This is a genomic window from Plantibacter sp. CFBP 8775, assembly GCF_014839505.1.
In the GTDB taxonomy this organism is placed as follows: domain Bacteria; phylum Actinomycetota; class Actinomycetes; order Actinomycetales; family Microbacteriaceae; genus Plantibacter; species Plantibacter auratus.
Window position 1 is genome coordinate 302,224 of sequence record NZ_JACYNV010000001.1, and the last position, 22,416, is coordinate 324,639.

Sequence of the window (22,416 nt, forward strand, 5' to 3'; positions counted from 1 at the left end):
TCTCGAGCCTGCGTCGGGGTCGCGGAGTTCCTCGCGTCGATAAGCTCACCCCATGGGCGTTCTCGGCATCGGCGGGTTGTTCTTCCGCAGTCATGACCCGTCGGCGCGTGCGGCCTGGTACCGCGAGCATCTCAGCCTTGAAGCCGGCGCAGAGGGCGAAGACGCCGTCTGGATGCAGGAGGCCGGCATGACCGTCTTCGCGCCGGTTGCGGGGACGAGCGAGTCGTTCGCGCACGACCAGCCGTTCATGCTCAACCTTCGCGTGAGCGACTTGGACGCCCTGACGGAGCATCTTGAGGGAGCCGGGATCGCCGTCGAGCGTCGAACCGAGTGGGAGACGGAATACGGCCGATTTGTCCGCATTCACGACCCCGAGGGCCTCCCGATCGAACTCTGGGAAGTCCTCGAATAGCTGCCTCGTCCACCTCATCGGCCGCGAACGCGCGCTCGCATCCTTGGCGACGTGGTCCTAGCCTCCGCTGATGACGCTAACGGCCTGGAGGCCCACCACCACGGCGTTGATCGGCACAGCGATGACGAGGACCACGATCGCCCCGACGGCGGCGACGATCGAGTGCCGAGGTGTCCGCTTGTGGACCCGCGCCTGCAGGATGAGCACGACGATGGGCGAACCGATCGCGATCGCGGCGCCGAGCACGAACCCGACGAGCATTCCGCCGCCGCTGAGCCGGTCCTCGGACGGACCGAACTCGCCCTGCAGCGCGAACGAGAGTTGGACGAGCCAGCTCGCGACCAGCAGCCCGAACAGGAGCAGCGTGATGCCGACGCCGGACGCTCGTCCGGTGACCGGTCCGTCCTGGTCGGCTGCTCCGGTTTCGGCGGCTGACACGGATCCGGGGTCCGACACGGCGGGCACTGTGGCTGAGCTCTGCGCCGATGGCGGTTCGACCGGCAGCCCCATTCCGTCGCCGGTGTTCGGTTCGTCGCTCACGACGTGCCCCTCGTTCGTTCGATCAGACGCCGATGTCCCGGCATCTTCATCAGCCTATTCGTCACGCCGTGAGCGCCGACCGCACCTGCGCGGCCAGGAGCGGGACCGTCTCCTCCTGGAACCAGGGGTTCTTGCTGCGCCAGCCGCGTGCGAGCGGTGACGGGTGCACGATCGGGAAGAGCGGGAGGTGGGTCTCCGCGGACCGGACGTTCTCCGTCAGGGTGCGACCGGCCCGCGGTCCGAGGTAGGCGCGCTGGGCGTAGGCGCCGATGAGGATCGTCAAGCGCACCTCGGTCAGCTGCTCGAGCAGGCGCGGATGCCAGCGCGGCGCGAAGTCCCGGCGCGGCGGCAGGTCGCCGCTCGTCCCCTTGCCCGGGAAGTAGAAGTCCATCGGGACGATCGCGACGTTCGCCGGGTCGTAGAACTCTTCGGGCGTCACGCCCATCCAGGAGCGGAGGAGGACGCCGCTCGGGTCGTTCCACGGGATGCCCGACTCCTGCGCCAGGCGACCAGGCGCCTGACTGATGATGAGGACCCGCGCCTCCGGGGAGGCGACGAAGAGCGGTTCCCACCCGAGCTCGGTGGCCCAGGCGTTCGACTCGTGCGCGGCGACCTCGGCTCGGAGTCGATCGATCGGATGCATCCCTACAGTCTCCCACCCGCCGCGCAATACAGTGAGGGGATGGACGACGACCAGCGGCGACGGCGACTCATCCCCGAGCCGGTGGACCGGTTCGCGACCGGCGAGGAGTACCCCGAGTACCGGGTCGACCTCGAGCGCATCCGGTTCTCCCCGTACTTCGCGCGGTTGTCCGCGGTGACGCAGGTCGTCTCGCCCTCCGGCGTCGGCCAGGTCGTCCACAACCGGCTCACGCACTCCATCAAGGTGACCGCGGTCGCCCGTGCCATCGCGATGCAACTCACCACGACGGATCCCGAGCAGAACGCCATCGTCGAGCGTCTCGGCGGTTGCGACCCGGTCGTGGTGCAGGCCGCCGCCTCCGCCCACGACCTCGGCCACCCGCCGTTCGGCCACCTCGGCGAGCAGGTCCTCGACCGCCTGGCCCGCGAGCGACTCGGTCTCGCGGAAGGCTTCGAGGGCAACGCGCAGTCGTTCCGCATCCTCTCCGCGCTCGACGTGTGCGAGACGGTGAAGGAGGGCCTCAACCTCACGGCAGCCTCCCGCGCCGCGGTGCTCAAGTACCCCTGGGGTCGCACCATCCACCGCCCCGACCTCGACCCGGCAGACCCCACCCGCATGCCGCGCGGGTCCACCGCCAGCCGCTGGGAGACCGCACCGCCGAAATTTTCCGCCTACACGCTCGACCTCGACGACATGCTCGACGCCCGCAGCGCATTCACCGCGATCGCGCCCTGGCAGCAGACCGTCGAGTGCTCCGTGATGGACGTCGCCGACGACATCGCCTACTCCCTGCACGACCTCGACGACTTCTACCGGGCCGGCGTCCTGCAGCAGGCGGCGGTGGCGGTCGAGTTCCGCACCTTCCTCCGCGATCAGCACACCCTCGCCGCGCTCGACGCCGACGAACTCTGGAGCCGCGCACCCGGCCACTCGCTCGAACTGTTGCGCCGGCGGATCGTCTCACGCGACCCGTGGATCGCCAGCGACGAGCACTTTCGGGCCTCGGTCCAGCGGGTCGCGACCGAGCTCGTCGAAGGACTCCTCGCCGTCCCCTTCGACGGTTCCAGCCGCACCGAACGCGCCATCGAGTCGTTCGTGTCGTCCTGGATCGGTCGCCTCCAGCGCTCCGTCCTCGTCGTCGAGGAGCCGAACGTGCGCTCCGGCCACGTGTCGCTCCTACCCGAGGCGTGGCACGACGTCACCGTGCTGAAGTTCGTCCACACCCGGTTCGTGATCGACCGGCCGGACTTCGCCACCTACCAGCGCGGCCAGTCGCGGGTGCTCGACGTGCTCGTCACCGAACTGGACAGCTGGCTCGACGACCCGCGCGACGGCCCGCGCGCGCCGCAGAAGCTGCTCGACTTCGTCGAACTCGCCACCGACGGCTACTTCCGCCTGCGGGCGGACAACCCCGACTGGCTTCCGGCCGACCCCGAGTCCGACAGCGGCCGCCCGCAGAGCGACCCTCGCGCCCTGGGCCGCCTCGGTCGGGCGCGCGGCATCCTCGACTACGTCGCGTCGCTGACCGACGAACAGGCGACGGCGCTCGCCGCCAGACTGCGCGGGGACCGCGAGGCCTGGGCCTTCGGCAGCTGAGCGCAGCCTGAACGCCGACCCGGTTCTGGGCGATACCCGACGCATTTCGGATAGGTCAGAGCGGGGGATCGCTAGAACATCTAGCGTTATCAACGGCGCCGGGAACCAGCCCGGAACCGAAACAGAACGGATGGCGCGCCTCATGGGAAACCTCCTCTACGGAACCCCTCCGACCCCGCACGAGATCGAAGACCGACTGCTCGCTCACCTGCAGACGGTCATCTTCACCAAGTTCCGACGCAACGAGAGCTTCGCGTTCCACCTCGAAGCCGTCCCCGGCCGTGGGACCGGACGTCAGTCGCTCTGGCTGAACCCGATGATCCCCCTCCAGTTCTCCTTCTACGGCAGCCGCGCCCCTGAGCTCAACCGTGAGTGGTTGGCCGCGCTCCTCGAGCAGGCCAACAGCGCCAAGGGCATGCGTGTCGTCCCTGAGCCGGCAGCCGGCGCCGCAAAACGCGTCGAGTCCGCGGCCTAGGTCCGAGCGTCCGCTTCGGCGGATCGATCAACGCAACGACGAGCTCCGGCCGTCGGGCATCTGTGAAACACCAGTTGGGGGTGGGACCGTGACGACCTGGTCTCCGAGCGCGCCCGACTTCCTCGACCTGGATGATGCGCGCACGACGGGCCGACTGCTCGACCGCACCGACATCGTCTTCGAGACCTCGCACGTCAGCGCCGAGTCGGGTGGCGGCCTGTCACTCAGCCGTGTAGCCATCGCGCTGGACGTCGACGGCGACACCGTCCGCGTCCTCACCCGGCACATCGTCGCGTGGTCGCTCCGCGCCGAGGGTGGACTGATCGTCGTGACCGTCTGGTCCGAGCGGCCGACCGCCGTCCACGAGACGACGATCCTGCCGCGCTTCGCCAGCATCACGTCGTCCGCGATGACCGACGTCCTGGGCGCGGAGCACGGCTTCCTGCAAGGGACCGCCTGACATCGAGTGGACTGCTCCACGTCCGGACGCCCCCGTCGAGGGTGACAGTTCGGCACCGTCGTGAGATTCTATGAGCGATGAGCGAACACACGGGACCCGCCGAGCGGTCCGAGGTCGCAGGTCGCGACGTCGATGAGGCCCGCGACCTGTTCACCGGCGCCTACAACGCCGGCGAGATGGTCATCGAACCCACCGAGTCGGAGTTCACCTTCCGGTACACCGCCATCGGCGACGACGAGCTGACCCTGCGCGGCACCCAGTTCGACGGCCATGTCACGGGCACGGTCCTGACGCAGGGCGAGTACATCGTCTCCTGGTTGACCGGAGGCAGCGGCGCCACCGACCTCGCCGGTGATCCGGTGCGGCTCGTGCACGGGCAGCCGGCCATGTTCGCGAACAACCGGCTCGCCGAATTCGACTTCACGGACTACCGGCAGAACCTCATGCACTTCGACGGGAGCTTCCTCGAGCGGGTGGCCGGCGAGGTGGAGGGTACGAGCGGCCCGATCCTCTTCGACACGACAGCCCGACCGACCGGTGAGCAGCTCCGCCGGTGGGCCGCTTCGGTGACGTCCGTCGCCCGGGTCATCTATGACGACACGAGTCCAGCGCTCCTGCGGGCCGAGGCGAACCGTGCGGCGGCGGTCGCGCTCCTGGAGACCTTCCCGCACACCGCGCTCCACGCACCGGTCGAGATCGGGGTACCGAACGGCGGGAAGACCCGCGCCGCCGTCGAGTTCATGATCGCCAACGCGCACCTCCCCATCCGCACCGAGGACGTGGCGGAGGCGACCGGCATGAGTCAGCGCAGTCTGCAGAGTGCCTTCCGCAAGGAGCACGACATCACGGCGATCGACTACCTCAGGCGCGTCCGACTCGACCGGGTGCAGGAGGAGCTTCGCAAAGCCGACCCAGGGCGTGCCACGGTCGCCGAGATCGCCAACCGATGGGGGTTCGCCCACCTCGGACGCTTCTCCGCCTCGTACACCAACCGCTTCGGCGAGTATCCGAGCACGACGCTCGGTTCGTAGCCGTCGAGGACGGTCGGGTCAGAACTCGCCGAACTCGTCGTATTCGTCGAGACCGGACAGGTTTCCCGTCTCGATCGTGGGGACGATCTCCAGCGCACGGTTCGCGAACGACTCCACCGTGATGTGCAGGCCAGGGCTGGCGAGCACGTCGATGGTCCGGTCGGAGGAGAGCGGCACCCGGACGAATCGGCCACCGGCTTGGACGGCGGATTCGATCTCGGACATGAGCGCAGGCAGATCGACACCCGGTTCGATGTCGTAGGTGGCACGGCCGATGGCGATGCTGTACTGCATGACCATCACCTCCGAGCTCGGGTTGTTGATGCCAGCGTAGGGAACGGTCCTGAGGATGGCGGTGGGTTGACCAAGGCGGCGACTCATGCAGGGGGGTGTCGCCTCAGTCTTCCTCCTGGGCGGCGAAACTGCGCAGCACGGATGCGACGAATGCGAGCTCCCCGTCACCTGTGGCGACGCTGTTCATGAACGCCTCCGCTGCATCCACGTCGAAACCGTGGCTGAGCCGGATGCCGTTTACGCCGAGGAACACCCACGCAGACGCCCAAGCAGTGCGCTTGTTTCCGTCGACGAAAGCATGATTGCGAGCTATGGAGTGCAGTAGGGCTGCCGCTTTGAGGAAGTTGTCCGGGTAGGCGTCGAGTCCGAAAACAGTGCTCTGTGGCCGGGCGACTGCAGCGTCGAGAAGTCCGAAATCCCGGACGGCAGGCTGGTGGCCGAGCGCGGCGGCGCTGGCCGTGAGGACATCCTCGCGGTCGAGGAAGTACGCGGTCACGCGAGGCGCGCGTTGAGCTCGGCCGAGGTCGCCGCGACCTCCTGCGCGAGCTGGGCGATCATCCGCTTCCGGTCGTTCGCCGCAGCCAATGCAGCATCGTGCACGAACACCTTCAGGGAGGTCTCCGTACTTGAGGCGGATGCGCGGAGCTGCTCGAGTTCCGCGTCGGTGAAGGTCACGTTGAGTGCCGGCATGGATCGATGATAGCTCGTTGGTACCTGAACTGGTACCCGCTATCGCGCGCGGTCGACGCGGGTCTCCTCCCAGACGGGCTCGTCGGAGGCCTGCACCCGGCCGTCGGAGCCGAAGACGAGGAAGCGGTCGAAGCCGCGCGCGAACCAGCGGTCGTGGGTGACCGCGATCACGGTGCCCTCGAAACCCGCCAGGCCCTGCTCGAGCGCCTCCGCCGAGACGAGGTCGAGGTTGTCGGTCGGCTCATCGAGCAGCAGCAGTGTGGCACCGGAGAGTTCGAGCAGGAGGATCTGCAGGCGCGCCTGCTGTCCGCCCGAGAGGGATGCGAACGACTGCTCGGCCGCACTCGCCAGCCCGTAGCGGTCCAGCACGCGGCTGGCGGCCTCGCGGGGGAGACCCGACCGGTGCTCGTCCCCGCGGTGCAGGATGTCGAGCAGGGTCCGGCCGACGAGTTCGGGGTGCCGGTGCGACTGCGCGAACCACCCCGGCTGCACGCGCGCGCCGAGCTTGGCATGGCCGTCGTGCTCGACGGGGACGAGCGCGTCGCCCGCTGCGGCGAGGTGCCCCGCGCCAGGATCGGGATCCGTCCCACCGCCGGCGAGCAGCCGGAGGAAGTGCGACTTGCCCGAACCGTTCGAACCGAGGACGCCGATGCGCTCGCCGAACCAGATCTCCGCGTCGAACGGCTGCATGAGGCCGGTCATTTCCAGCCCGGTGCAGACGATCGCGCGTCGGCCCGTGCGTGCGCCGCGGAGGCGCATCGTGACCTGCTGGTCCTTCGGCCGCTCCTCAGGCGGACCGGCCTCCTCGAACTTGGCGAGTCGGGTCTGCGCGGCGCGGTAGCGGGAGGCCATGGAGTCGTTGAACTTGGCCTGCTCGCGCAGACGCAGGACGAGTGCACGGAGCTTCACGCGGTCCTCGTCCCAGCGCCGGCGGAGTTCGTCGAGTCGGTCGAGGCGGGCGTCGCGGGCCTCGTGGTAGCTGCGGAAGCTCGCGCCATGGGTCCACGTCGTGCTGCCGGCCGCGCCGACCTCGAGGGTGATGATGCGGGTCGCCGCTTGTGCCAGGAGCTCGCGGTCGTGCGAGACGAGGAGGACGGTCTTGCGGGTCTCGGCGAGCATGCCCTCGAGCCAGCGCTTCGTCGGGACGTCGAGGGAGTTGTCGGGCTCGTCGAGGAGGAGGACCTGCTCGGGGCCGCGGAACAGGGCTTCCAGGACGAGCCGCTTCTGCTCGCCGCCGGACAGCGTTCCGAGCGTCCGCCACTGCGCGCGGTCATAAGGCACCCCGAGTGCCGCCTCGCAGCAGCTGTCCCAGAGCACCTCCTGGTCGTACCCGCCGGCGTCGGCGTACTCGGCGAGTGTCGTCGCGTAGGCCATCTGCGTCGCCTCGACGTCGTCCTCCATGAGGGCCAGCTCGGCGCGGTCGACCGCCTCGGCCGCCGCACGGACCCGCGGAGGCGCGACTTGGACGAGGAGGTCACGGACCGTCCGGTCGTCGTCGCCGCGACCGACGAACTGGTCCATCACGCCGAGACCGCCGTCGATGGAGACGACCCCGGAGTCGGGCTGGAGTTCGCCGCGGATGATCCGCAGGAGCGTCGTCTTGCCGGCGCCGTTCGCTCCGATGAGCGCGGCGATCGCCCCCTCGCCGACGCGGAACGAGACCTCGTCCAGCAGGGTCCGTCCGTCGCTCAGCGTGTAGCTGAGGTCGCTGACGTCGATGTAGCCCATGGTGCGCACTCCCCAGGGAGCCGATCGCTCCCGAACGGGCCCGCGCAGGTTCGCGCCGGGCCGCCCACCGCCTGGCGAGCCGACCAGTCTAGCCGCGCCGGTACGGCCGCGCGCAACCGCCGCTGCGCACAACTCCCGGTCACTGAGCTTGCCCTTTCACTGAGCCCGACTCCGGTCACTGAGCCCCCACCCGGTCGCTGAGCCCCACCCGGTCGCTGAGCCCCCACCCGGTCACTGAGCCCCCACCCCGGTCACTGAGCCCCACCCCGGTCACTGAGCCCCACCCCGGTCACTGAGCCCCACCCCGGCCACTGAGCTTGTCGAAGTGCCACGACCGCCCTTCGACAAGCTCAGGGACCGGAGGAGGCCGGCTCAGGGACCGGAGAAGGTCGGCTCAGGGACCGGGGGAGTTGCGCGGGTCAGGCGAGCGAGGCCGCGATGTCACCGATCCACGTGCGCACCGACGCGTCGTGCTCGTCGAACCAGTCGCCCTCGTAGCCACGCGGGACGCCTTCGACCACCATGACGAGCGCGAGGTACAGCGACCACAGCCGCGCGCGGGTCCGGGCGTCCTCGTCGGGGAGGAGCTCGCGGCCGGAGGTCTCGCGGTAGGCGCGGAGGAGTTCCGAGTCGGCGGCGACCGTCTCCGGCACGTCGGTGAAGAGCGCCAGGGAGACGAGGTCGGCGGTCGCGTCGGCCCAGTGCGCGCGCTCATGGTCGATGACGCCGGTCAGTTGGGCGGCCTCCGCCCCGTGCTCGGGCATGACGAGGAGGTTGCCCTCCCAGAGGTCGAAGTGGACGAGTGTCGGCTCCGTCACGCTGTCGAAGGCCGGCAGCGCATTGTCGATCAGGTGTCGGATCTCGTCAGCCGCGACCGGGAGGTCGACCTCGAACCGCAGGGCGTCGGCGAGGACGGCCTCCACGACGAGTCGGTAGGCGTCGGCGGCGCTCGCCGCCTGGAGCTCCGGGCGGAAGGGGTAGCCGAATCGGTTCCCCTCGGCGAGGCCGGTCGATGGATCGGTGGACGCGGCCTCCGCCGGGATGTCGACGTCGTCTGGTTCCACGTGGAACGGCGTGCGTCCCGCCTCGTGCAGGCGGGCCAGCGTGCGGCCGAGGACGTCGCGGGCGAGGGGGACGGTCTCGGTGCTGTTCGCCGGCCGGCCGGTGAGCTCGGTCATCACGAGGGCGTCGCGTCCGTCGAGCGTCGCCTCGAAGACGATCTCCGGCTGCGGCACCTCCGCACGGCCGAGGATGCGGAGGGCGAGCGCCTCGGTCGCCATGAGGGACCGCTCGTAGGTGAGGCCGGCCGCGTCCGCGGGTGAGAGCTTCACGATGACGCGCTCGCCGCCGTCGAGTTCGACCGCTGCGACCTCGTTCGCCGTGCCAGCTCCGAGCATCGTGATGGTCGGGCTGCCGGGCTGCATCGCCGGTCGCTCGGCCGCCCAGTGCTCGGCGACCGCGATCATGGTGTCACTGGGGCGAGGGGTTCGGCTCATCCGCCCACGGTAGCGCGCCCTTCGCCCTTCGCCCTCCGCTCGCTGCGCACCCGTTCCCCGGTCACCGAGCACCCCACCCCGGTCTCCGAGCACCCGGCCCCGTTGCCGAGCCCCCCATCCGGTCACCGAGCGCCCCATCCGGTCACCGAGCGCCCCATCCGGTCACCGAGCTTGTCGAGGTGCGCAGCCCAGAGTGTCCACAACTCCTGCTGGAATCGCGCGCGGCTCACACGGGGTGCGGGATCTCCTGGCGGGCGGCGTCGACGGGCTCATCCTGCAGGAGTTGTGGACGACGACGGGAGCGCTTCGCGGCGGTGGCCGCACCGATGATGACGATCAGGCCGAGCAGGGTGATGGCCGCACCGGCCCAGATCGGCGAGGTGTAGCCGAGGCCGGCGGTGATCGTGACGCCGCCGAGCCAGGCGCCGAGCGCGTTGCCGAGGTTGAACGCGGCGATGTTCGCTCCCGAGGCGAGCGTGGGAGCGGCCGACGCGTACCGCATGACCCGCATCTGCAGCGCGGGGACGGTCGCGAACCCGAAGCCGCCCATGAGGACGAGGGCGATCACGGTGGCGACGGGCGACTGTGCGGTCGCGGCGAAGGCGACCAGGATCACGGTCAGCACCGCGATCACGACGATGAGCGTCCGGTCGATGTTCCGGTCGGCCGCCTTGCCGCCCACGATGTTGCCGACCAGGAGTCCGACGCCGAAGAGGATGAGCAGCCACGGCACCGTGGTCGAGGCGAAGCCGCTGACCTCCGTGAGTGTGTACGCGATGTAGGTGAACGCGCCGAACATGCCGCCGTAGCCGAGGACCGTGACAGCGATCGAGAGCCAGACCTGGCCTGAGCGGAACGCGCGCAGCTCGGCGAGGAGCGACGCCGGGGCTTCGTCACGCTTCGGCTTCGGCACGAGTGCCAGGATGCCGATGAAGGCGATGACCCCGATCACCGTGATGGCCCAGAAGGTCGAGCGCCAGCCGAAGTGCTGGCCGAGCAGCGTGCCGAAGGGGACGCCGAGCACGTTCGCCGCGGTGAGGCCGGTGAACATGATCGCGATCGCGCCGGCCTGCTTGTGGGCGGGGACCATCGCCGCCGCCAGGACCGAGCCGATGCCGAAGAACGCTCCGTGGCTGAGGGCGGCGAGGATGCGGCCGGCGAGCATGACCTGGTAGTCACCGGCGAGTGCGGAGTCGAGGTTTCCGGCGATGAAGAGCACCATCAGGGCCAGCAGGACGGGCTTCTTCGGCAGTCGGGTGACCGCCGCGGTGAGGGCGAGCGCCCCGACGACGACGGCCAGGGCGTAGCCGGAGATGAGCCAGCCGGCTGCGGCCTCCGAGACGCCGAAGTCGGCCGCCACCTCGGGCAGCAGCCCCATGATGACGAACTCCGTGAGGCCGATGCCGAAGCCGCCGAGGGCGAGGGCGATGAGGCCGAGTGGCATGACGATTCCTGCGATTCCTGGGGGTCGTGGGGAGAGTGCTGGTGGCCGGTAGGCGGGACGCGTACGCTGATAGTTGCAGACGCGCGATAGATATCGTTGCACGCGCTAGGTAATAGCGCAAGCAACTATGTGCGTCTGCAATCAATCATTCGATGTTCGAACCGAGGAGTCCCGATGGGCATCGCCGACGACGCTGTTGAGATCCGCGCGCAGGGGTGGCGGACGCTCGCCGCTCTGTACGGATCGATCGAGTCCGATCTGGAACGTGCGCTGCAGGCGGAGGCCCGGCTCTCGGTGGTCGAGTACACCGTGCTCGACGCCCTGGGACGCCAGGACGGCTGGCACATGCGCATGCAGCAGCTCGCCCGCGCGACGGCCCTGTCGCCGAGCGCCACCACTCGGCTCGTCAACCGCCTCGAGGACCGCGCGCTCCTCACCCGCGTGCTGTGCGCCGACGACCGCCGAGGGGTCTACACCGAGCTCACTGCGGCCGGGAAGGCGCTGCTCGAGGAGGCCCGGCCGGTGCACGACCGCGCCCTCGAAGAGTCGCTCACCACCGCGGAGTCGCTCCCGGAACTCGCACCGCTCGTGGAGGCGATCCACCGGCTGGAGCCCGTCGCCACCACCGTCTGACCCGTTCGCAATTCAGGAAGCCTCCGGCGTGTCCGTGCTGCGGCGCGGCGGAGCCGGCGAGACACGCGGGGGCGTCCTGAATTGCGAACACGGCGTCGGTGGGTGATGCCAAGCTGAGTCGTCCGACTCGAGGGAGCACGATGAGCACCGCAGCACCGAACACCCGTGTCACCGCGCTCGTCGCACCAGGGTCCCGCAGGGTGCTGGGCGCCTATCTCGGCGCCGCGCTCATCTGGGGTGCCAGCTTCCTCTTCATGAAGACCGGCCTCACCGGCCTCGCTCCGGCGCAGGTCGCGCTGTCCCGCGTGGTGCTCGGCGCCCTGACGCTCTGCATCATCATGCTCGTCACCCGACGCCGCTGGCCGCGGGAGCGCCGACTCTGGGCGCACCTCGCCGTCGTCTCCGTCTTCCTCTGCGTCGCCCCGTTCCTCCTCTTCTCCTGGGCGGGACAGTTCCTGCCGTCCGGCCTGTCGAGCATCCTCAACGCGACCACGCCGATCATGACGCTCGCCGTCGGCGCGGTGTTCCTCCCGAAGGAACGATTGAACGGCCTCCAGGTGTTCGGCATCTTCGTCGGCGCCCTCGGCGTCGCGATCGTCGTCGGCCCCTGGCGCGTCCTGGCCGACCCGGCGATCCTCGAGTCCATCCCGGCGCAGCTCGCCTGCCTCGGCGCGACCCTCTGCTACGGCATCGCCTTCGTCTACCTCCGGAAGTTCGTCCTCGGCACTCACAGCTACGACGCGGTCGTCATCTCCGCCGTGGAGATCTCGCTCGCCGCCGTCATCATGCTCGTGCTCTCGCCGTTCATCGCGATGCAGCCGGTGTCGCTCGACGCCCCGGTCGTCCTCAGCATGCTCGCGCTGGGAGCGCTCGGTACCGGCGTCGCCTACATCTGGATGACGACGATCGTCGACTCCTGGGGCCCGACGGCGGCGTCCACCGTCACGTACCTCACGCCCCTGGTCGGTGTCGTCCTCGGCATCCTCGTGCTCGGTGAGATCCTGCACTGGAACGAGCCGGTGGGCGGCGTGATCGTCGTGCTCGGCATCCTCGTGAGCCAGGGCCGGCTCAGGCTCCGGCGGCGCACGCCCCCACTCTCGGCATAGGGTGGCTGGACGGCCGCGCGCCGACGGTCGCGGCCCTTCCCACGGAACGAGGTTTCACATGCGCATCGCATCCGGGCAGTTCTCCGCCGGAACGGACATCGACGAGAACCTCGCCAGTGTGGTCGCCCTGCTCGGTGAGGCCGCGGCGGGCGGCGCCGAACTGCTCGTGCTGCCGGAGATGAGCAGCTACGCCACCTCGGAGCCGCCGAGTGCGCTCGCCGCGATCGCCCAGCCACTCGACGGCCCCTTCATCACGGGCGTCGCCGCCGCAGCTGCCGCGCGCTCCCTCCCGACGGTCGTCGGCACCATCGAGGAGAACCCCGGCGGGTTGCCCTACAACACGCTCGTGGCGATCGACGCGGAGGGGAACATCACCGCGACGTACCGGAAGGTGCACCTCTACGACGCCTTCGGGTACGCGGAGAGCGACGGCATCTCGGCCGGCGAGCTCACCGAACCGTTCGTCCTCGAGTTCGGCGACCTCCGCATCGGTGCCTTCACCTGTTACGACCTCCGCTTCCCGGAGAGCGCGAGGCGTCTCATCGACGCCGGCGCCAACGTCATCCTGCTGCCCGCGATGTGGATCGTCGGCCCCGGCAAGGAGGACGCCTGGACCACCCTCGTGCGCGCCCGGGCCATCGAGAACACCGCCTACGTCGTGAGCGCCAACCAGACCGGCCCGCTCGCCACCGGCAACTCGATCATCGTCGACCCTGCCGGCGTCGTCATCGCGGCCGCCGGCGAGGCACCGGGCGTGGTGTTCGCCGAGCTCGATCCGGCCCGACTCGACGCCGTGCGGGCGCGGGTTCCCTCGCTCGCCAACCGCCGGTTCACCGTGATCCCGCGGACCGCCGAATGAGCGTGGGCGAACGCGTGAGCGACCCGGTCGGTCTCTCGGAGGTCGTCTCCATCACGCGCGACCTCATCCGGATCGACACCTCGAACTACGGCGGTGGGCGTGCCGTCGGCGAGTCCCGCGCGGCCGACCTCGTCGAACGCCTGCTCGGTGAGGTCGGGATCGTGTGCGAGCGCTTCGAGGCCGAGCCCGGCAGGACGAACCTCGTCGCGCGGTGGCCAGGTCGCGACCGCACCTTGCCCGGCCTCCTGCTGCACGGGCACCTCGACGTCGTCCCGGTCGACGCGGCCGCATGGACGGTCGATCCGTTCGGCGGCGAGATCGCCGACGGCATGCTGTGGGGCCGCGGCGCCGTCGACATGAAGAACATGGTGGCGATGATCGTCGCGTCGGTCCGGCGCATGGTGACGGCGGGGGAGCAGCCCGAGCGCGACGTCGTCCTGGCGTTCTTCGCCGACGAGGAGGCCGGGTGCGTCCTCGGCTCGCAGTGGATGGTGGAGCACCACCCGGAGCAGTTCGCCGGCGTCCGCGATGCGATCAGCGAGGGCGGCGGGTACAGCGTCACCCTCGGTGAACGAGCCGACACCCGCGCGTACCTGCTCAACACCGGCGAGAAAGGCGTGCTCTGGTTGCGGCTGACCGCCCACGGTGCCGCCGGTCACGCCTCGCTCGCGAGCCAGGATTCGGCGATCGTCAAGCTCGCCGCCGCGGTCGGCCGGATCGGCGCGCTCGACTGGCCGGTGTCGTTCACCGAGACCACGACGCACCTGTTCCAGCGACTGCGTGAACTGACCGGAGCCTCCTCCGAGCTGTCGCCGTTCGAACTTGCCGCGCTCGTCGGCCCCAGCGCGTCGCGGCTGCGCGCCGGCCTGCAGAACGTGGCGAACGTCACCATGATCTCCGGCGGGTACAAGGAGAACGTGATCCCCGAGTCCGCGACCGCGACGGTCGACGCCCGGTTCCTGCCCGGCCAGCGGGACGAGGTCATCGCGCGCATCCGCGAGGCGGCGGGTGAGGGGGTCGACGTCGAGGTCCAGCTGGAGCTCATCGCGATGGAATCGCCGAACGACGGTGAGCTCGTCTCGGTGATCGAAGCGGTCATCGAGCGGCACGATCCCGGTGCGACCGTGCTCCCGCACCTCATCCCCGGCGGCACCGACGCGAAGGCGCTCAGCCGACTCGGCATCACGGGGTACGGGTTCATCCCGCTCCGGCTGCCGGCGGACTTCGACTTCCCCGGGATGTTCCACGGTGTCGACGAACGTGTGCCGCTCGACGCGCTCGACTTCGGCTGCGCCGTGCTCACGGACATCATCCGCTCGGTCTGAGCTGACGCATGCCGGTCCCTGAGCCTGTCGAAGGGCGGTGGCGGGCTCGGTCGGGGCACCCTTCGACAAGCTCAGGGACCGGCGCTTCGCTCAGGGACCGGCGCTTCGCTCAGGGACCGGCGCTTCGCTCAGGGACCGGCGCTTCGCTCAGGGACCGGGGGCCGACCGGTGTTCGGGTTCGCCGATCGGCCACCCGGAGACGGGTGGCACGGTGTTCTGGCGAGCTCGGGGTCCGGGAGTCTCGGCGGTACTAGCGTGCGGGTGGTGCAGGCGGAACAGGCGTCGGTGCCGTCGCGAACGGGCCGGAGAGCCTCGCCCACTGCAGCAGCATGATGGTCTTCGCGTCGATGATGTCGTCGCCGATGCGCGCGATCGCGTCGTCGATGTCGAGTTCGAGGAGTTCGATCTCCTCGCCCTCCTCGGCGAGCCCGCCCCAGTCGCCGCGACGCGCAGCGGGGTCGTACTCGGCCGCGTAGAAGTGCAGGCGCTCGGTCACGGACCCGGGGCTCATGAAGGCGTCGAACACATGCTGGACGGCCTCGACCGCGAACCCCGTCTCCTCGCGGGCCTCACGGGCGACCGCCGTCTCGGGATCGTCGTCGTCGAGCAAGCCGGCGGCGGTCTCGATGAGCTCGCCGGTCGGGTGTCCGTTGACGTAGGCCGGGTAGCGGAACTGCCTGGTGAGCAGGACCTTCCGGGAGTCACCGTGGTAGAGCAGGATGGTCGCGCCGTTGCCGCGGTCGTAGGTCTCGCGCTGCTGCGTCGACCACGCGCCTGAGCGGTCCTGGACCCGCAGGGTCGTCCGGCGGAGGACGTGCCAGGCGGCGGCGACCAGTTCCACGTCGGTCACCTGGACGCGCGGATTGCCGGTGAGGTCGAGGCCCGTCTGGTGCAGGCCGGTGCGCCCGCGGGCGTCGGGGAGGTCTGCTCCGGGTTGCGGCTCCCGGACCGTCGTGGAATCGGCCATCCATCGAGTGTACGACCGCCTGCGAACGGCATGCCAGCGGGGTGTCCCGGGTGCGCCGCTCGGGTGAGCCCTGCTGTGCGCCGCGCCCGATCGCGAATGGCGACTGCTCTTCGGTTTTCGCGGGTTCTGCAACATACTGGTGGGAGCACCGGTCGCGGTCCACGGAGGACCCCCGTCGAAAGGCACTCGATGACGAGCAGCAATCCCGCCAGCAGCCCCGTCGCCAGCGGAGGCACCACGGCATCGGAGCGGTCGGTCGCCTGGGTCGTGACCACCCAGGACGCACCCTGGCAGGAGCAGGAGCCCCTCGGGTTCGGGCGGATGGCGGGGATGCCGAACGTCGTGGTCGACGTGACGAACCCGCAGCAGACCGTCGACGGCATCGGCGGATGCTTCAACGAACTCGGCTGGACGGCGCTGGGCCTTCTGCCCGAAGCGGATCGCGAGGGCATCCTGTCCGACCTCTTCACGCCGGGTGCCGGGCTCAACCTCTCGCTCTGCCGCATGCCCGTCGGTGCCAACGACTTCTCCACCGACTGGTACTCCTACGACGAGGTCGACGGCGACTTCGACCTCGAGCACTTCAGCATCGACCACGACCGCGCGACGCTCGTCCCCTTCATCCAGGCGGCGCAGCGGTACCGGGGCGACCTGCGCCTCTGGGCGTCGCCGTGGAGCCCGCCCACCTGGATGAAGACGAACGGGCACTACGCGGCCGCACGCCCATGGCCGGGTTCCGGCGTCGACAACGGCATCCGCGACGACCAGCTGGGCTCCGAGGGGACCGATCTCTTCATCCTCGAAGACCGCTACCTCGAGACCTACGCCCGGTACTTCGCCCGCTTCGTCGAGGCCTACGGCGAGGAGGGCATCCGCGTCGAAATGGTCATGCCGCAGAACGAGTTCAACTCGGCGCAGGTGTTCCCGAGCTGCGTGTGGACGGCCGAGGGGCTCGCGCGGTTCATCGCGGTCCTCGGGCCGGAGATGGACCGTCTCGGAGTGCGGGTCTTCCTCGGCACGCAGGAGCGGCCGCACGACGCGCAGATCGAGACCGTACTCCGAGATCCGGCGGCCGGTCCCTGGGTCGCCGGAGTCGGATTCCAGTGGGCCGGCAAGGGCGCGATCGCTGCCGTGCATCACGCCCACCCGGACCTCGCGCTCTACCAGACCGAGCAGGAGTGCGGCGACGGCCGGAACGACTGGCGCTTCGTGCGGCACACCTGGGGACTCATGCGCCACTTCTTCACACACGGTGCGCAGGCCTACACGTACTGGAACCTCGCGCTCACGGAGGGCGGGGTCAGCCGCTGGGGCTGGGCGCAGAACTCGCTCGTCGTCGTGGACCCCGAGAACCGGACCTTCCGCTACACCCATGAGTACTTCCTCATGCGGCACCTCGGGCACTTCCTGCAGCCGGGGGCGCAGCGACTCGCGACGATGAGCTGGACCGGGCACGAGAACCTGCTGGCCTTCCGCAACCCGGACGGCGGCGTCGTGCTCGTGATGCAGAACGACCTCGGCCAACCGCTCCCCGTGCAGATCGTGGTGGGCGACGACGTCATCACCCCGACCCTGCCGGCCGACTCCTTCGCGACGCTCGTCGTCCCGCCCGCCTGACCATCGGTGCCGGAGCGACCCCTTGTGGGCGGCTGCCTCTGCGGCCTAGCCTCTCGCGTACCGGCACTGGCGACGGAGGACACATGGGCAGGCTCATCTACTCGGCGATCAGCTCGCTCGACGGCTACCTCGCCGATGAGGAGGGCCGCTTCGACTGGAGTGCGCCGGACGCCGAGGTGCACGCGTTCGTGAACGAGCTCTCCCGCCCGATCGGCACCTACCTGTTCGGCCGACGCATGTACGAGATCATGACGTTCTGGGAGACGGCGGACGAGCTGCCGGACGAGCCTCGCGAGATCGCCGACTTCGCGGCTCTGTGGCTCGCGGCCGACAAGGTCGTGTACTCGACGTCGCTCGATGCGGTCTCGACGGCCCGGACGACGCTCGAGCGATCGTTCGACCCGGAGGCCGTGCGCCGGTGGAAGGCGGAATCGGACCGCGACCTCAGCGTCGGCGGCCCGCACCTCGCAGCCGAGGCGATGGCCGCTGGCCTCGTCGACGAGGTGCAGTTGTTCGTCTCACCGGTGATCGTCGGTGGCGGCTTGCGTGCGCTGCCGGCCAACCTCCGGCGACGTCTGGAACTCGTCGACGAGCGTCGCTTCGAGGCCGGCGTCGTCCACCTCCGCTACACCGTCACCGGCGAGCCCGTCTGAGTCGGCAGCGCGGCCAGCTCGCCCCGCGCACAACTCCTGCTTCTCCGATGCGGTGATCCCCGCTCATGCGCACAACTCCTGCTTGGAGTCGCGCGGCTCACTCGACACGCCGGGGCGTGCGGCGACGCGGCGCGATCAGCAGGAGTTGCGCACGGGCGGGGATCGGCGCCGAGCGTCCAGCAGGAGTTACGGACGGATCAGACGGCCTCGAGGATGATCGCTGAGCCCTGGCCGCCACCGCCGCAGATGCCGGCGGCACCGATCGAACCCGAGCCGGCGGCGGCGAGGCGCCGGGCGAGGTGCCCGACGATCCGGGTGCCGGAGGCGCCGATCGGGTGACCGAGGGCGATCGCGCCGCCGTTCGCGTTCACGATCACGGGATCCACACCGAGCTCATTGGTCGAGTGGACCGACACGGCGGCGAACGCCTCGTTGATCTCGACCGCCGCGAGGTCACCCGTCGTGTGGGAGGTCTTGGCGAGGGCGGCGACGATCGCATTGGAGGGCTGGGCGTGCAGGCTGACGTCGGGTCCGGCGACGAGCGCATGCGCGACGACGCGGGCGATCGGGGTGAGTCCCCGGGCTGCAGCGACTTCCTCGCTCATCAGCACGACCGCGGCCGCCCCGTCGGTGATCTGGGAGGAGTTGCCCGCGGTGATCGTGCCCTCGCCGCCGAACGCGGGACGCAGCCCGGCCAGCGAGTCGGCGGTGGTGTCGGCGCGGAGTCCGTCGTCGGCGCTCACGACCGTCGGACCCTTGCGCCCCGGCACGGAGAAGGGTTCGATCTCCTCGGCCTGGACGTCCGCAGCTGCTGCGAGCCGCTGGTGCGAGCCGGCCGCCCAGGCGTCCTGTTCCGGGCGCGCGATGCCGAGTGAGCCGTTGCGCTCTTCGGTGGACGAACCCATCGACCGGTGCTCGAATGCATCGGTCAGGCCGTCGTGATCGAGGGTGTCAACGAGCTCGATGGCGCCGTAGCGCTTGCCGGCGCGCGAGCCCGACCAGGCGTGCGGGGCGAGGCTCATCGACTCCTGGCCGAGCGCGACGACGACGTCGACCTCGCCGGCGTCGATGAGACGCGTGCCGGTGACGATCGCCTCCATGCCAGAGAGGCACACGGCGTTGACGGTGATGGCGGGGACGGTGAAGGGGATGTCGGCCCCGACGGCGGACTGCCGGGCGGGGTTCTGGCCGGCAGCGCCCTGCAGTACCTGGCCGGCGATGACCTGCTGCACGTCGGCGGCGTCGACTCCTGCCCGGGACAGGGCCGCGCGGATGGCGTGGGCGCCGAGCTCGGTGGCCGGCACGGACGCGAACGCCCCGTTGAACTTCACGAACGGGGTGCGGGCGTACCCGACGATGACGGTGCTCATGCGTGTGCCTCCTGAGGCGTGGCGGGTGCGGTCGGCACCTCGCCGGTGGTGGTGGGGTCGAGTTCGACGGAGAACTCCGCGCCCGTCAGGGTGCGCAGTTCGGCGACGCTCGTGTCGGGCGCGAAGGCCCGCAGGACGAGCGCCCCCTCGACGATATCGAAGACGGCGCGGTCGCTGACGATGCGGTCGACGACACCGACGCCGGTGAGTGGGAGATCGCACTGCTCGACGATCTTCGGGCTGCCGTCCTTCGCGACGTGCTCGGTGACGACCACCACCCGCGGGGTCCCGGCGACGAGGTCCATCGCACCGCCCATCCCCTTGACGAGCTTGCCCGGGATCGTCCAGTTCGCGAGGTCGCCCGCACCCGACACCTGCAGCGCGCCGAGGATGGCCAGCTGCACGTGACCGCCGCGGATCATGCCGAACGACATCGCGGAGTCGAAGTAGCTCCCGCCCTCGAGGAGCGTGACCGTCTGCTTCCCGGCGTTGATGAGGTCGGCGTCCTCCTCGCCCTCGATCGGGAACGGACCCATGCCGAGCAGGCCGTTCTCGCTCTGCAGCGTGACGTGGACCCCCGGCGGGACGTGGTTCGCGACGAGCGTGGGGATGCCGATGCCGAGGTTCACGTACTCGCCGTCGCGGAGTTCGGTCGCCGCGATCGCGGCCATGTCGTCTCTCGTCCACATGATGATCAGGCTCCTGCCGGTGTCGTGGAGGCGGCCGCCGGGCGGACGGTGCGCTGTTCGATGTCCTTCACCCGCGGCGTCGCCGTGACGAGGCGCTGGACGAAGATGCCGGGGGTGACGACGGTGTTCGGATCGAGGTAGCCGTCCTCGACGACCTCCTCGGCCTCGGCGATCGTCAGCCGGCCGGCGGTCGCGACGATCGGGTTGAAGTTCCGGGCGGTGTGCCGGAAGACGAGGTTGCCCTCGCGGTCGGCGCGGAACGCGTGCACGAGGGCCACGTCCGCGACGATGCCGCGCTCAAGGACGTAGGTCTCCCCGTCGAACACCTCCGTCGGCTTGCCCTCCGCGACCGGGGTGCCGACACCGGTTTTCGTGTAGAACCCGGCGATCCCGGCACCGCCCGCGCGAAGCCGCTCGGCGAGCGTGCCCTGCGGCGTGAACTCGACCTCGAGCTCGCCGTCGAGGAACTGCTTGGCGAAGAGCTTGTTCTCGCCCACGTACGACGCGACGACCTTCCGCACCTGTCGGTTCTCGAGGAGGATGCCGAGGCCCTTGCCGTCGACGCCCATGTTGTTGGAGACGATCGTGAGGTCGGTGGCACCCGTGTCCCGCAGGGCCTCGATGAGGTCGGTCGGGTTGCCGCTCAGGCCGAATCCGCCGACCGCGATGGTCGCTCCGTCCCGGACGACCTCGTGCAACGCCTCGGCGGCGCTCGACCAGTGTTTCGTCATGTCACTCCCTTGTGGATGGCGGACCGGCCTGCCCACATGGTGGTTCCGGCCGTTCGTCTCTCCAGTAGTCAGTCACAGCGGTCCTGCGGTGTCAAAGGTGGCATCGGGCCCGAGCCCGGATTCACTCATGACGTGGTCCCGGCCACGGCGTAGGCTCACCATGTGGACAAGCTGATGGTGAGATGTGGCTGAGGGGATGCGCGGCGCCCAGGTCGTCTCGCGCGTGAGCCGGATCCTCAAGATCGTGTCGGAGCATCCCGGTGGCGCGTCGTCTTCGGCGGTTGCTGCGGCCGCCGGGCTCACCCGGCCGACGGCGCACCGCCTGCTCGCCTCGCTCGCCGCCGAGGGCTTCCTCGACCACGACACCCGGGCGGCCCGATGGCACCTCGGTCCAGAGTTGTTCCTCCTCGGATCGCTCGCGGCGGAGCGGTACGACGTCGCCGAGCTCGCGCAGGAGAGCGTGCGGATCCTCGCGCACGAGAGCGGCGAGAGCGCGTTCCTGTCGGTGCGCCGTGGCTTCGAGACCGTCTGTCTCCTGCGTGAGGAGGGGAGTTTTCCGGTGCGGTCGTTCGTCCTGACCGAGGGTGTCCGCTTCCCGCTGGGGGTCGCGTCGGCGGGGCTGGCGATCCTCGCGTTCTCGAGCGACGAGGAGATCGACGACTACCTGGGCCGCGCCGACCTCGCCGAGCGGTGGGGCGAGGCCCACGCCGCCGACCGTGTGCGCGAGCGGATCCGCGAGACGCGCGAGCGCGGGTACGCGGTGAACCCGGCGCTCATCCTCGAGGGCAGCTGGGGGATGGGTGCAGCGGTCTTCGATGCGGCGGGGAAGCCCGCCTGGGCGCTCAGTCTCACCGGGATCGAATCCCGGTTCCGGCCTGAGCGCCAGGCGTTCCTCGGTGGCCTGCTGCTGGAGCAGGCGCACGAGCTGTCGAAGCGACTCCGCTGAGCCGGGCGGTCGGTTCCTGAGCTGCGCTGCACTTCGACAAGCTCAGTGACCGGGTGGCCGCTCAGTGACCGACGGTGCGGTCCCTGAGCCTGTCGAAGGGCGGCGGCACGCCGCCGGCGAGCCGTAACCCGACGCTGCTCCAGCGGTATCGCTGACCTCCCAAGGTGGCGCGATGAGGCGTGGAGGGACTCTCGACCGTCTTTCGACCCACGCGCTGGGTCTCGCGCTATGGCGGTGAGTCAGTCATATCTGCGAACCCGGAAAGCCTGAAATATTAACTAGACATGCAAAATATCTGTTCGCTAGGGTCGACCTACGCTCAACTCCTCAAGCCGAATCGACCAGTAGAAGCCATTCAGGTGTCGACAGTCGGATCGGCTGCGGACAAGATCGCGGGGCGTTACCGTCGGTGGCGCTCGACTCAAAGGGTTAGAGGGGAAACACATAATGAGGATCAAAAAGGCACTCACCGTCACGCTACTGTCTGCGGCACTGTTGGCCGGAGGCGCAGGTGTCGCGCACGCGGAAACCGTGTATTACAAAGGGTCTGCGATCAGCTGGGATCACGGTCGCTCTTGGGGGGTAACGAGTTACTCGAGTGTGCAGTCGGGCGCATACGAGCACAGCGCCACCGCAAATACGACCTTCTCAGGTTGGAAAGCCCCGGGAGTGCTTGCGAGCGCTGAACAGTGGGTCGGGACGGGCTCGGCG

Annotated in this window: 24 protein-coding genes; 12 read left to right on the forward strand and 12 right to left on the reverse strand. The window is 69.8% G+C overall.

All coding sequences use genetic code 11. The annotated features are described in order from the left end of the window. Positions 1-52: 52 nt before the first annotated feature. The gene (locus tag IFR14_RS01425) at positions 53-412 is read left to right on the forward strand and encodes a VOC family protein (protein WP_137242875.1); all 360 of its coding nucleotides are present in this window, start codon (positions 53-55) and stop codon (positions 410-412) included. Positions 413-469: 57 nt separating this feature from the next. Here IFR14_RS01425 and IFR14_RS01430 read toward each other — a convergent pair whose 3' ends face one another. Both IFR14_RS01430 and IFR14_RS01435 read right to left on the reverse strand, forming a co-directional pair. Next, positions 470-952, reverse strand: a complete 483-nt coding sequence (locus tag IFR14_RS01430; RefSeq protein WP_137242874.1) for a hypothetical protein — start codon at positions 950-952, stop codon at positions 470-472. Between the two features lie 61 nt (positions 953-1,013). Next, positions 1,014-1,595, reverse strand: a complete 582-nt coding sequence (locus IFR14_RS01435) for a uracil-DNA glycosylase family protein (protein ID WP_137242873.1) — start codon at positions 1,593-1,595, stop codon at positions 1,014-1,016. Between the two features lie 39 nt (positions 1,596-1,634). On the opposite strand from IFR14_RS01435, the gene IFR14_RS01440 reads away from it, so the two are divergent. From IFR14_RS01440 to IFR14_RS01455, 4 genes are all read left to right on the forward strand, one after another. Further along, entirely contained in the window at positions 1,635-3,191 is a 1,557-nt protein-coding gene (locus IFR14_RS01440) for a deoxyguanosinetriphosphate triphosphohydrolase family protein (protein ID WP_137242872.1), read from the forward strand. Between the two features lie 142 nt (positions 3,192-3,333). Then, on the forward strand, positions 3,334-3,666 hold the full coding sequence (locus IFR14_RS01445; protein WP_079706140.1) for a DUF7882 family protein: 333 nt from the start codon (positions 3,334-3,336) through the stop codon (positions 3,664-3,666). 88 nt (positions 3,667-3,754) lie between these two features. After that, positions 3,755-4,126 carry a hypothetical protein gene (locus IFR14_RS01450; RefSeq protein ID WP_137242871.1) on the forward strand — a complete coding sequence of 124 codons (372 nt, stop codon included), beginning with the start codon at positions 3,755-3,757 and terminating at the stop codon, positions 4,124-4,126. A 77-nt stretch (positions 4,127-4,203) separates the two neighbouring features. Next, positions 4,204-5,157: a helix-turn-helix transcriptional regulator gene (locus IFR14_RS01455; protein ID WP_137242870.1), complete on the forward strand. Its 954-nt coding sequence runs from the start codon at positions 4,204-4,206 to the stop codon at positions 5,155-5,157. Positions 5,158-5,175: 18 nt separating this feature from the next. Here the strand turns inward: IFR14_RS01455 and IFR14_RS01460 are convergent, their stop codons facing one another. From IFR14_RS01460 to IFR14_RS01485, 6 genes are all read right to left on the reverse strand, one after another. Then, positions 5,176-5,451, reverse strand: coding sequence for a hypothetical protein (locus tag IFR14_RS01460; protein WP_137242869.1), 276 nt, complete (start codon positions 5,449-5,451; stop codon positions 5,176-5,178). Positions 5,452-5,554: 103 nt separating this feature from the next. Further along, positions 5,555-5,947: a type II toxin-antitoxin system death-on-curing family toxin gene (locus IFR14_RS01465; RefSeq protein WP_137242868.1), complete on the reverse strand. Its 393-nt coding sequence runs from the start codon at positions 5,945-5,947 to the stop codon at positions 5,555-5,557. After that, positions 5,944-6,141 carry an antitoxin Phd gene (locus IFR14_RS01470; RefSeq protein WP_137242867.1) on the reverse strand — a complete coding sequence of 66 codons (198 nt, stop codon included), beginning with the start codon at positions 6,139-6,141 and terminating at the stop codon, positions 5,944-5,946. The genes IFR14_RS01465 and IFR14_RS01470 overlap by 4 nt, the downstream gene beginning before the upstream one ends. A gap of 39 nt (positions 6,142-6,180) precedes the next feature. Further along, the gene (locus tag IFR14_RS01475) at positions 6,181-7,869 is read right to left on the reverse strand and encodes an ABC-F family ATP-binding cassette domain-containing protein (RefSeq protein ID WP_137242866.1); all 1,689 of its coding nucleotides are present in this window, start codon (positions 7,867-7,869) and stop codon (positions 6,181-6,183) included. Positions 7,870-8,288: 419 nt separating this feature from the next. Next, a complete protein-coding gene (locus IFR14_RS01480) occupies positions 8,289-9,365 on the reverse strand; it encodes a phosphotransferase family protein (protein ID WP_137242865.1) in 1,077 nt (358 codons plus the stop codon). Positions 9,366-9,591: 226 nt separating this feature from the next. Continuing rightward, complete coding sequence (locus IFR14_RS01485) at positions 9,592-10,809, reverse strand: MFS transporter (protein ID WP_191939988.1); 1,218 nt, start codon at positions 10,807-10,809, stop codon at positions 9,592-9,594. Positions 10,810-10,983: 174 nt separating this feature from the next. Here IFR14_RS01485 and IFR14_RS01490 point away from each other — a divergent pair, with 174 nt between their 5' ends. The 4 genes from IFR14_RS01490 to IFR14_RS01505 all read left to right on the forward strand — a co-directional run bounded on the left by IFR14_RS01490 (position 10,984) and on the right by IFR14_RS01505 (position 14,732). Continuing rightward, positions 10,984-11,442 carry a MarR family winged helix-turn-helix transcriptional regulator gene (locus IFR14_RS01490; RefSeq protein WP_137242863.1) on the forward strand — a complete coding sequence of 153 codons (459 nt, stop codon included), beginning with the start codon at positions 10,984-10,986 and terminating at the stop codon, positions 11,440-11,442. A 140-nt stretch (positions 11,443-11,582) separates the two neighbouring features. Next, positions 11,583-12,548 carry a DMT family transporter gene (locus IFR14_RS01495; protein ID WP_159876659.1) on the forward strand — a complete coding sequence of 322 codons (966 nt, stop codon included), beginning with the start codon at positions 11,583-11,585 and terminating at the stop codon, positions 12,546-12,548. A gap of 58 nt (positions 12,549-12,606) precedes the next feature. Beyond that, positions 12,607-13,407 (forward strand): carbon-nitrogen hydrolase family protein, encoded by an 801-nt coding sequence (locus tag IFR14_RS01500; RefSeq protein ID WP_191939989.1) that lies wholly within the window; start codon positions 12,607-12,609, stop codon positions 13,405-13,407. Beyond that, positions 13,404-14,732 (forward strand): M20/M25/M40 family metallo-hydrolase, encoded by a 1,329-nt coding sequence (locus IFR14_RS01505; protein ID WP_124767903.1) that lies wholly within the window; start codon positions 13,404-13,406, stop codon positions 14,730-14,732. The genes IFR14_RS01500 and IFR14_RS01505 overlap by 4 nt, the downstream gene beginning before the upstream one ends. Positions 14,733-14,982: 250 nt before the next feature. On the opposite strand, the gene IFR14_RS01510 is transcribed toward IFR14_RS01505, so the two are convergent. Next, positions 14,983-15,699: an NUDIX domain-containing protein gene (locus IFR14_RS01510; RefSeq protein WP_137242860.1), complete on the reverse strand. Its 717-nt coding sequence runs from the start codon at positions 15,697-15,699 to the stop codon at positions 14,983-14,985. 189 nt (positions 15,700-15,888) lie between these two features. Here IFR14_RS01510 and IFR14_RS01515 point away from each other — a divergent pair, with 189 nt between their 5' ends. Together IFR14_RS01515 and IFR14_RS01520 are read left to right on the forward strand one after the other, a co-directional pair. After that, positions 15,889-17,316, forward strand: a complete 1,428-nt coding sequence (locus tag IFR14_RS01515) for a glycoside hydrolase family 30 protein (protein WP_137242859.1) — start codon at positions 15,889-15,891, stop codon at positions 17,314-17,316. A gap of 83 nt (positions 17,317-17,399) precedes the next feature. Further along, positions 17,400-17,969, forward strand: coding sequence for a dihydrofolate reductase family protein (locus IFR14_RS01520; protein WP_137242858.1), 570 nt, complete (start codon positions 17,400-17,402; stop codon positions 17,967-17,969). Positions 17,970-18,166: 197 nt separating this feature from the next. Here the strand turns inward: IFR14_RS01520 and IFR14_RS01525 are convergent, their stop codons facing one another. From IFR14_RS01525 to IFR14_RS01535, 3 genes are read right to left on the reverse strand one after another with little or no spacing between them, the layout of a single operon-like run. After that, complete coding sequence (locus IFR14_RS01525; protein WP_191939990.1) at positions 18,167-19,339, reverse strand: acetyl-CoA C-acyltransferase; 1,173 nt, start codon at positions 19,337-19,339, stop codon at positions 18,167-18,169. Further along, positions 19,336-20,028: a CoA transferase subunit B gene (locus IFR14_RS01530; RefSeq protein WP_191939991.1), complete on the reverse strand. Its 693-nt coding sequence runs from the start codon at positions 20,026-20,028 to the stop codon at positions 19,336-19,338. Before IFR14_RS01530 ends, IFR14_RS01525 begins: the two co-directional genes overlap by 4 nt. A gap of 5 nt (positions 20,029-20,033) precedes the next feature. Further along, positions 20,034-20,759: a CoA transferase subunit A gene (locus IFR14_RS01535; RefSeq protein ID WP_137242855.1), complete on the reverse strand. Its 726-nt coding sequence runs from the start codon at positions 20,757-20,759 to the stop codon at positions 20,034-20,036. Between the two features lie 196 nt (positions 20,760-20,955). Here IFR14_RS01535 and IFR14_RS01540 point away from each other — a divergent pair, with 196 nt between their 5' ends. Then, positions 20,956-21,705 carry an IclR family transcriptional regulator gene (locus IFR14_RS01540; protein WP_086472571.1) on the forward strand — a complete coding sequence of 250 codons (750 nt, stop codon included), beginning with the start codon at positions 20,956-20,958 and terminating at the stop codon, positions 21,703-21,705. The last annotated feature ends 711 nt before the right edge of the window (positions 21,706-22,416 follow it).

Bases quoted from the DNA above. Each gene is read 5' to 3' on its own strand.
- IFR14_RS01475 (WP_137242866.1), bottom strand. From the start codon at position 7,869: ATGGGCTACATCGACGTCAGCGACCTCAGCTACACGCTGAGCGACGGA.
- IFR14_RS01485 (WP_191939988.1), bottom strand. From the start codon at position 10,809: ATGCCACTCGGCCTCATCGCCCTCGCCCTCGGCGGCTTCGGCATCGGC.
- IFR14_RS01425 (WP_137242875.1), top strand. From the start codon at position 53: ATGGGCGTTCTCGGCATCGGCGGGTTGTTCTTCCGCAGTCATGACCCG.
- IFR14_RS01460 (WP_137242869.1), bottom strand. From the start codon at position 5,451: ATGCAGTACAGCATCGCCATCGGCCGTGCCACCTACGACATCGAACCG.
- IFR14_RS01480 (WP_137242865.1), bottom strand. From the start codon at position 9,365: ATGAGCCGAACCCCTCGCCCCAGTGACACCATGATCGCGGTCGCCGAG.
- IFR14_RS01500 (WP_191939989.1), top strand. From the start codon at position 12,607: ATGCGCATCGCATCCGGGCAGTTCTCCGCCGGAACGGACATCGACGAG.
- IFR14_RS01535 (WP_137242855.1), bottom strand. From the start codon at position 20,759: ATGACGAAACACTGGTCGAGCGCCGCCGAGGCGTTGCACGAGGTCGTC.
- IFR14_RS01525 (WP_191939990.1), bottom strand. From the start codon at position 19,339: ATGAGCACCGTCATCGTCGGGTACGCCCGCACCCCGTTCGTGAAGTTC.
- IFR14_RS01490 (WP_137242863.1), top strand. From the start codon at position 10,984: ATGGGCATCGCCGACGACGCTGTTGAGATCCGCGCGCAGGGGTGGCGG.
- IFR14_RS01505 (WP_124767903.1), top strand. From the start codon at position 13,404: ATGAGCGTGGGCGAACGCGTGAGCGACCCGGTCGGTCTCTCGGAGGTC.
- IFR14_RS01435 (WP_137242873.1), bottom strand. From the start codon at position 1,595: ATGCATCCGATCGATCGACTCCGAGCCGAGGTCGCCGCGCACGAGTCG.
- IFR14_RS01520 (WP_137242858.1), top strand. From the start codon at position 17,400: ATGGGCAGGCTCATCTACTCGGCGATCAGCTCGCTCGACGGCTACCTC.
- IFR14_RS01530 (WP_191939991.1), bottom strand. From the start codon at position 20,028: ATGTGGACGAGAGACGACATGGCCGCGATCGCGGCGACCGAACTCCGC.
- IFR14_RS01445 (WP_079706140.1), top strand. From the start codon at position 3,334: ATGGGAAACCTCCTCTACGGAACCCCTCCGACCCCGCACGAGATCGAA.
- IFR14_RS01455 (WP_137242870.1), top strand. From the start codon at position 4,204: ATGAGCGAACACACGGGACCCGCCGAGCGGTCCGAGGTCGCAGGTCGC.
- IFR14_RS01495 (WP_159876659.1), top strand. From the start codon at position 11,583: ATGAGCACCGCAGCACCGAACACCCGTGTCACCGCGCTCGTCGCACCA.
- IFR14_RS01515 (WP_137242859.1), top strand. From the start codon at position 15,889: ATGACGAGCAGCAATCCCGCCAGCAGCCCCGTCGCCAGCGGAGGCACC.
- IFR14_RS01440 (WP_137242872.1), top strand. From the start codon at position 1,635: ATGGACGACGACCAGCGGCGACGGCGACTCATCCCCGAGCCGGTGGAC.
- IFR14_RS01510 (WP_137242860.1), bottom strand. From the start codon at position 15,699: ATGGCCGATTCCACGACGGTCCGGGAGCCGCAACCCGGAGCAGACCTC.
- IFR14_RS01540 (WP_086472571.1), top strand. From the start codon at position 20,956: ATGCGCGGCGCCCAGGTCGTCTCGCGCGTGAGCCGGATCCTCAAGATC.
- IFR14_RS01470 (WP_137242867.1), bottom strand. From the start codon at position 6,141: ATGCCGGCACTCAACGTGACCTTCACCGACGCGGAACTCGAGCAGCTC.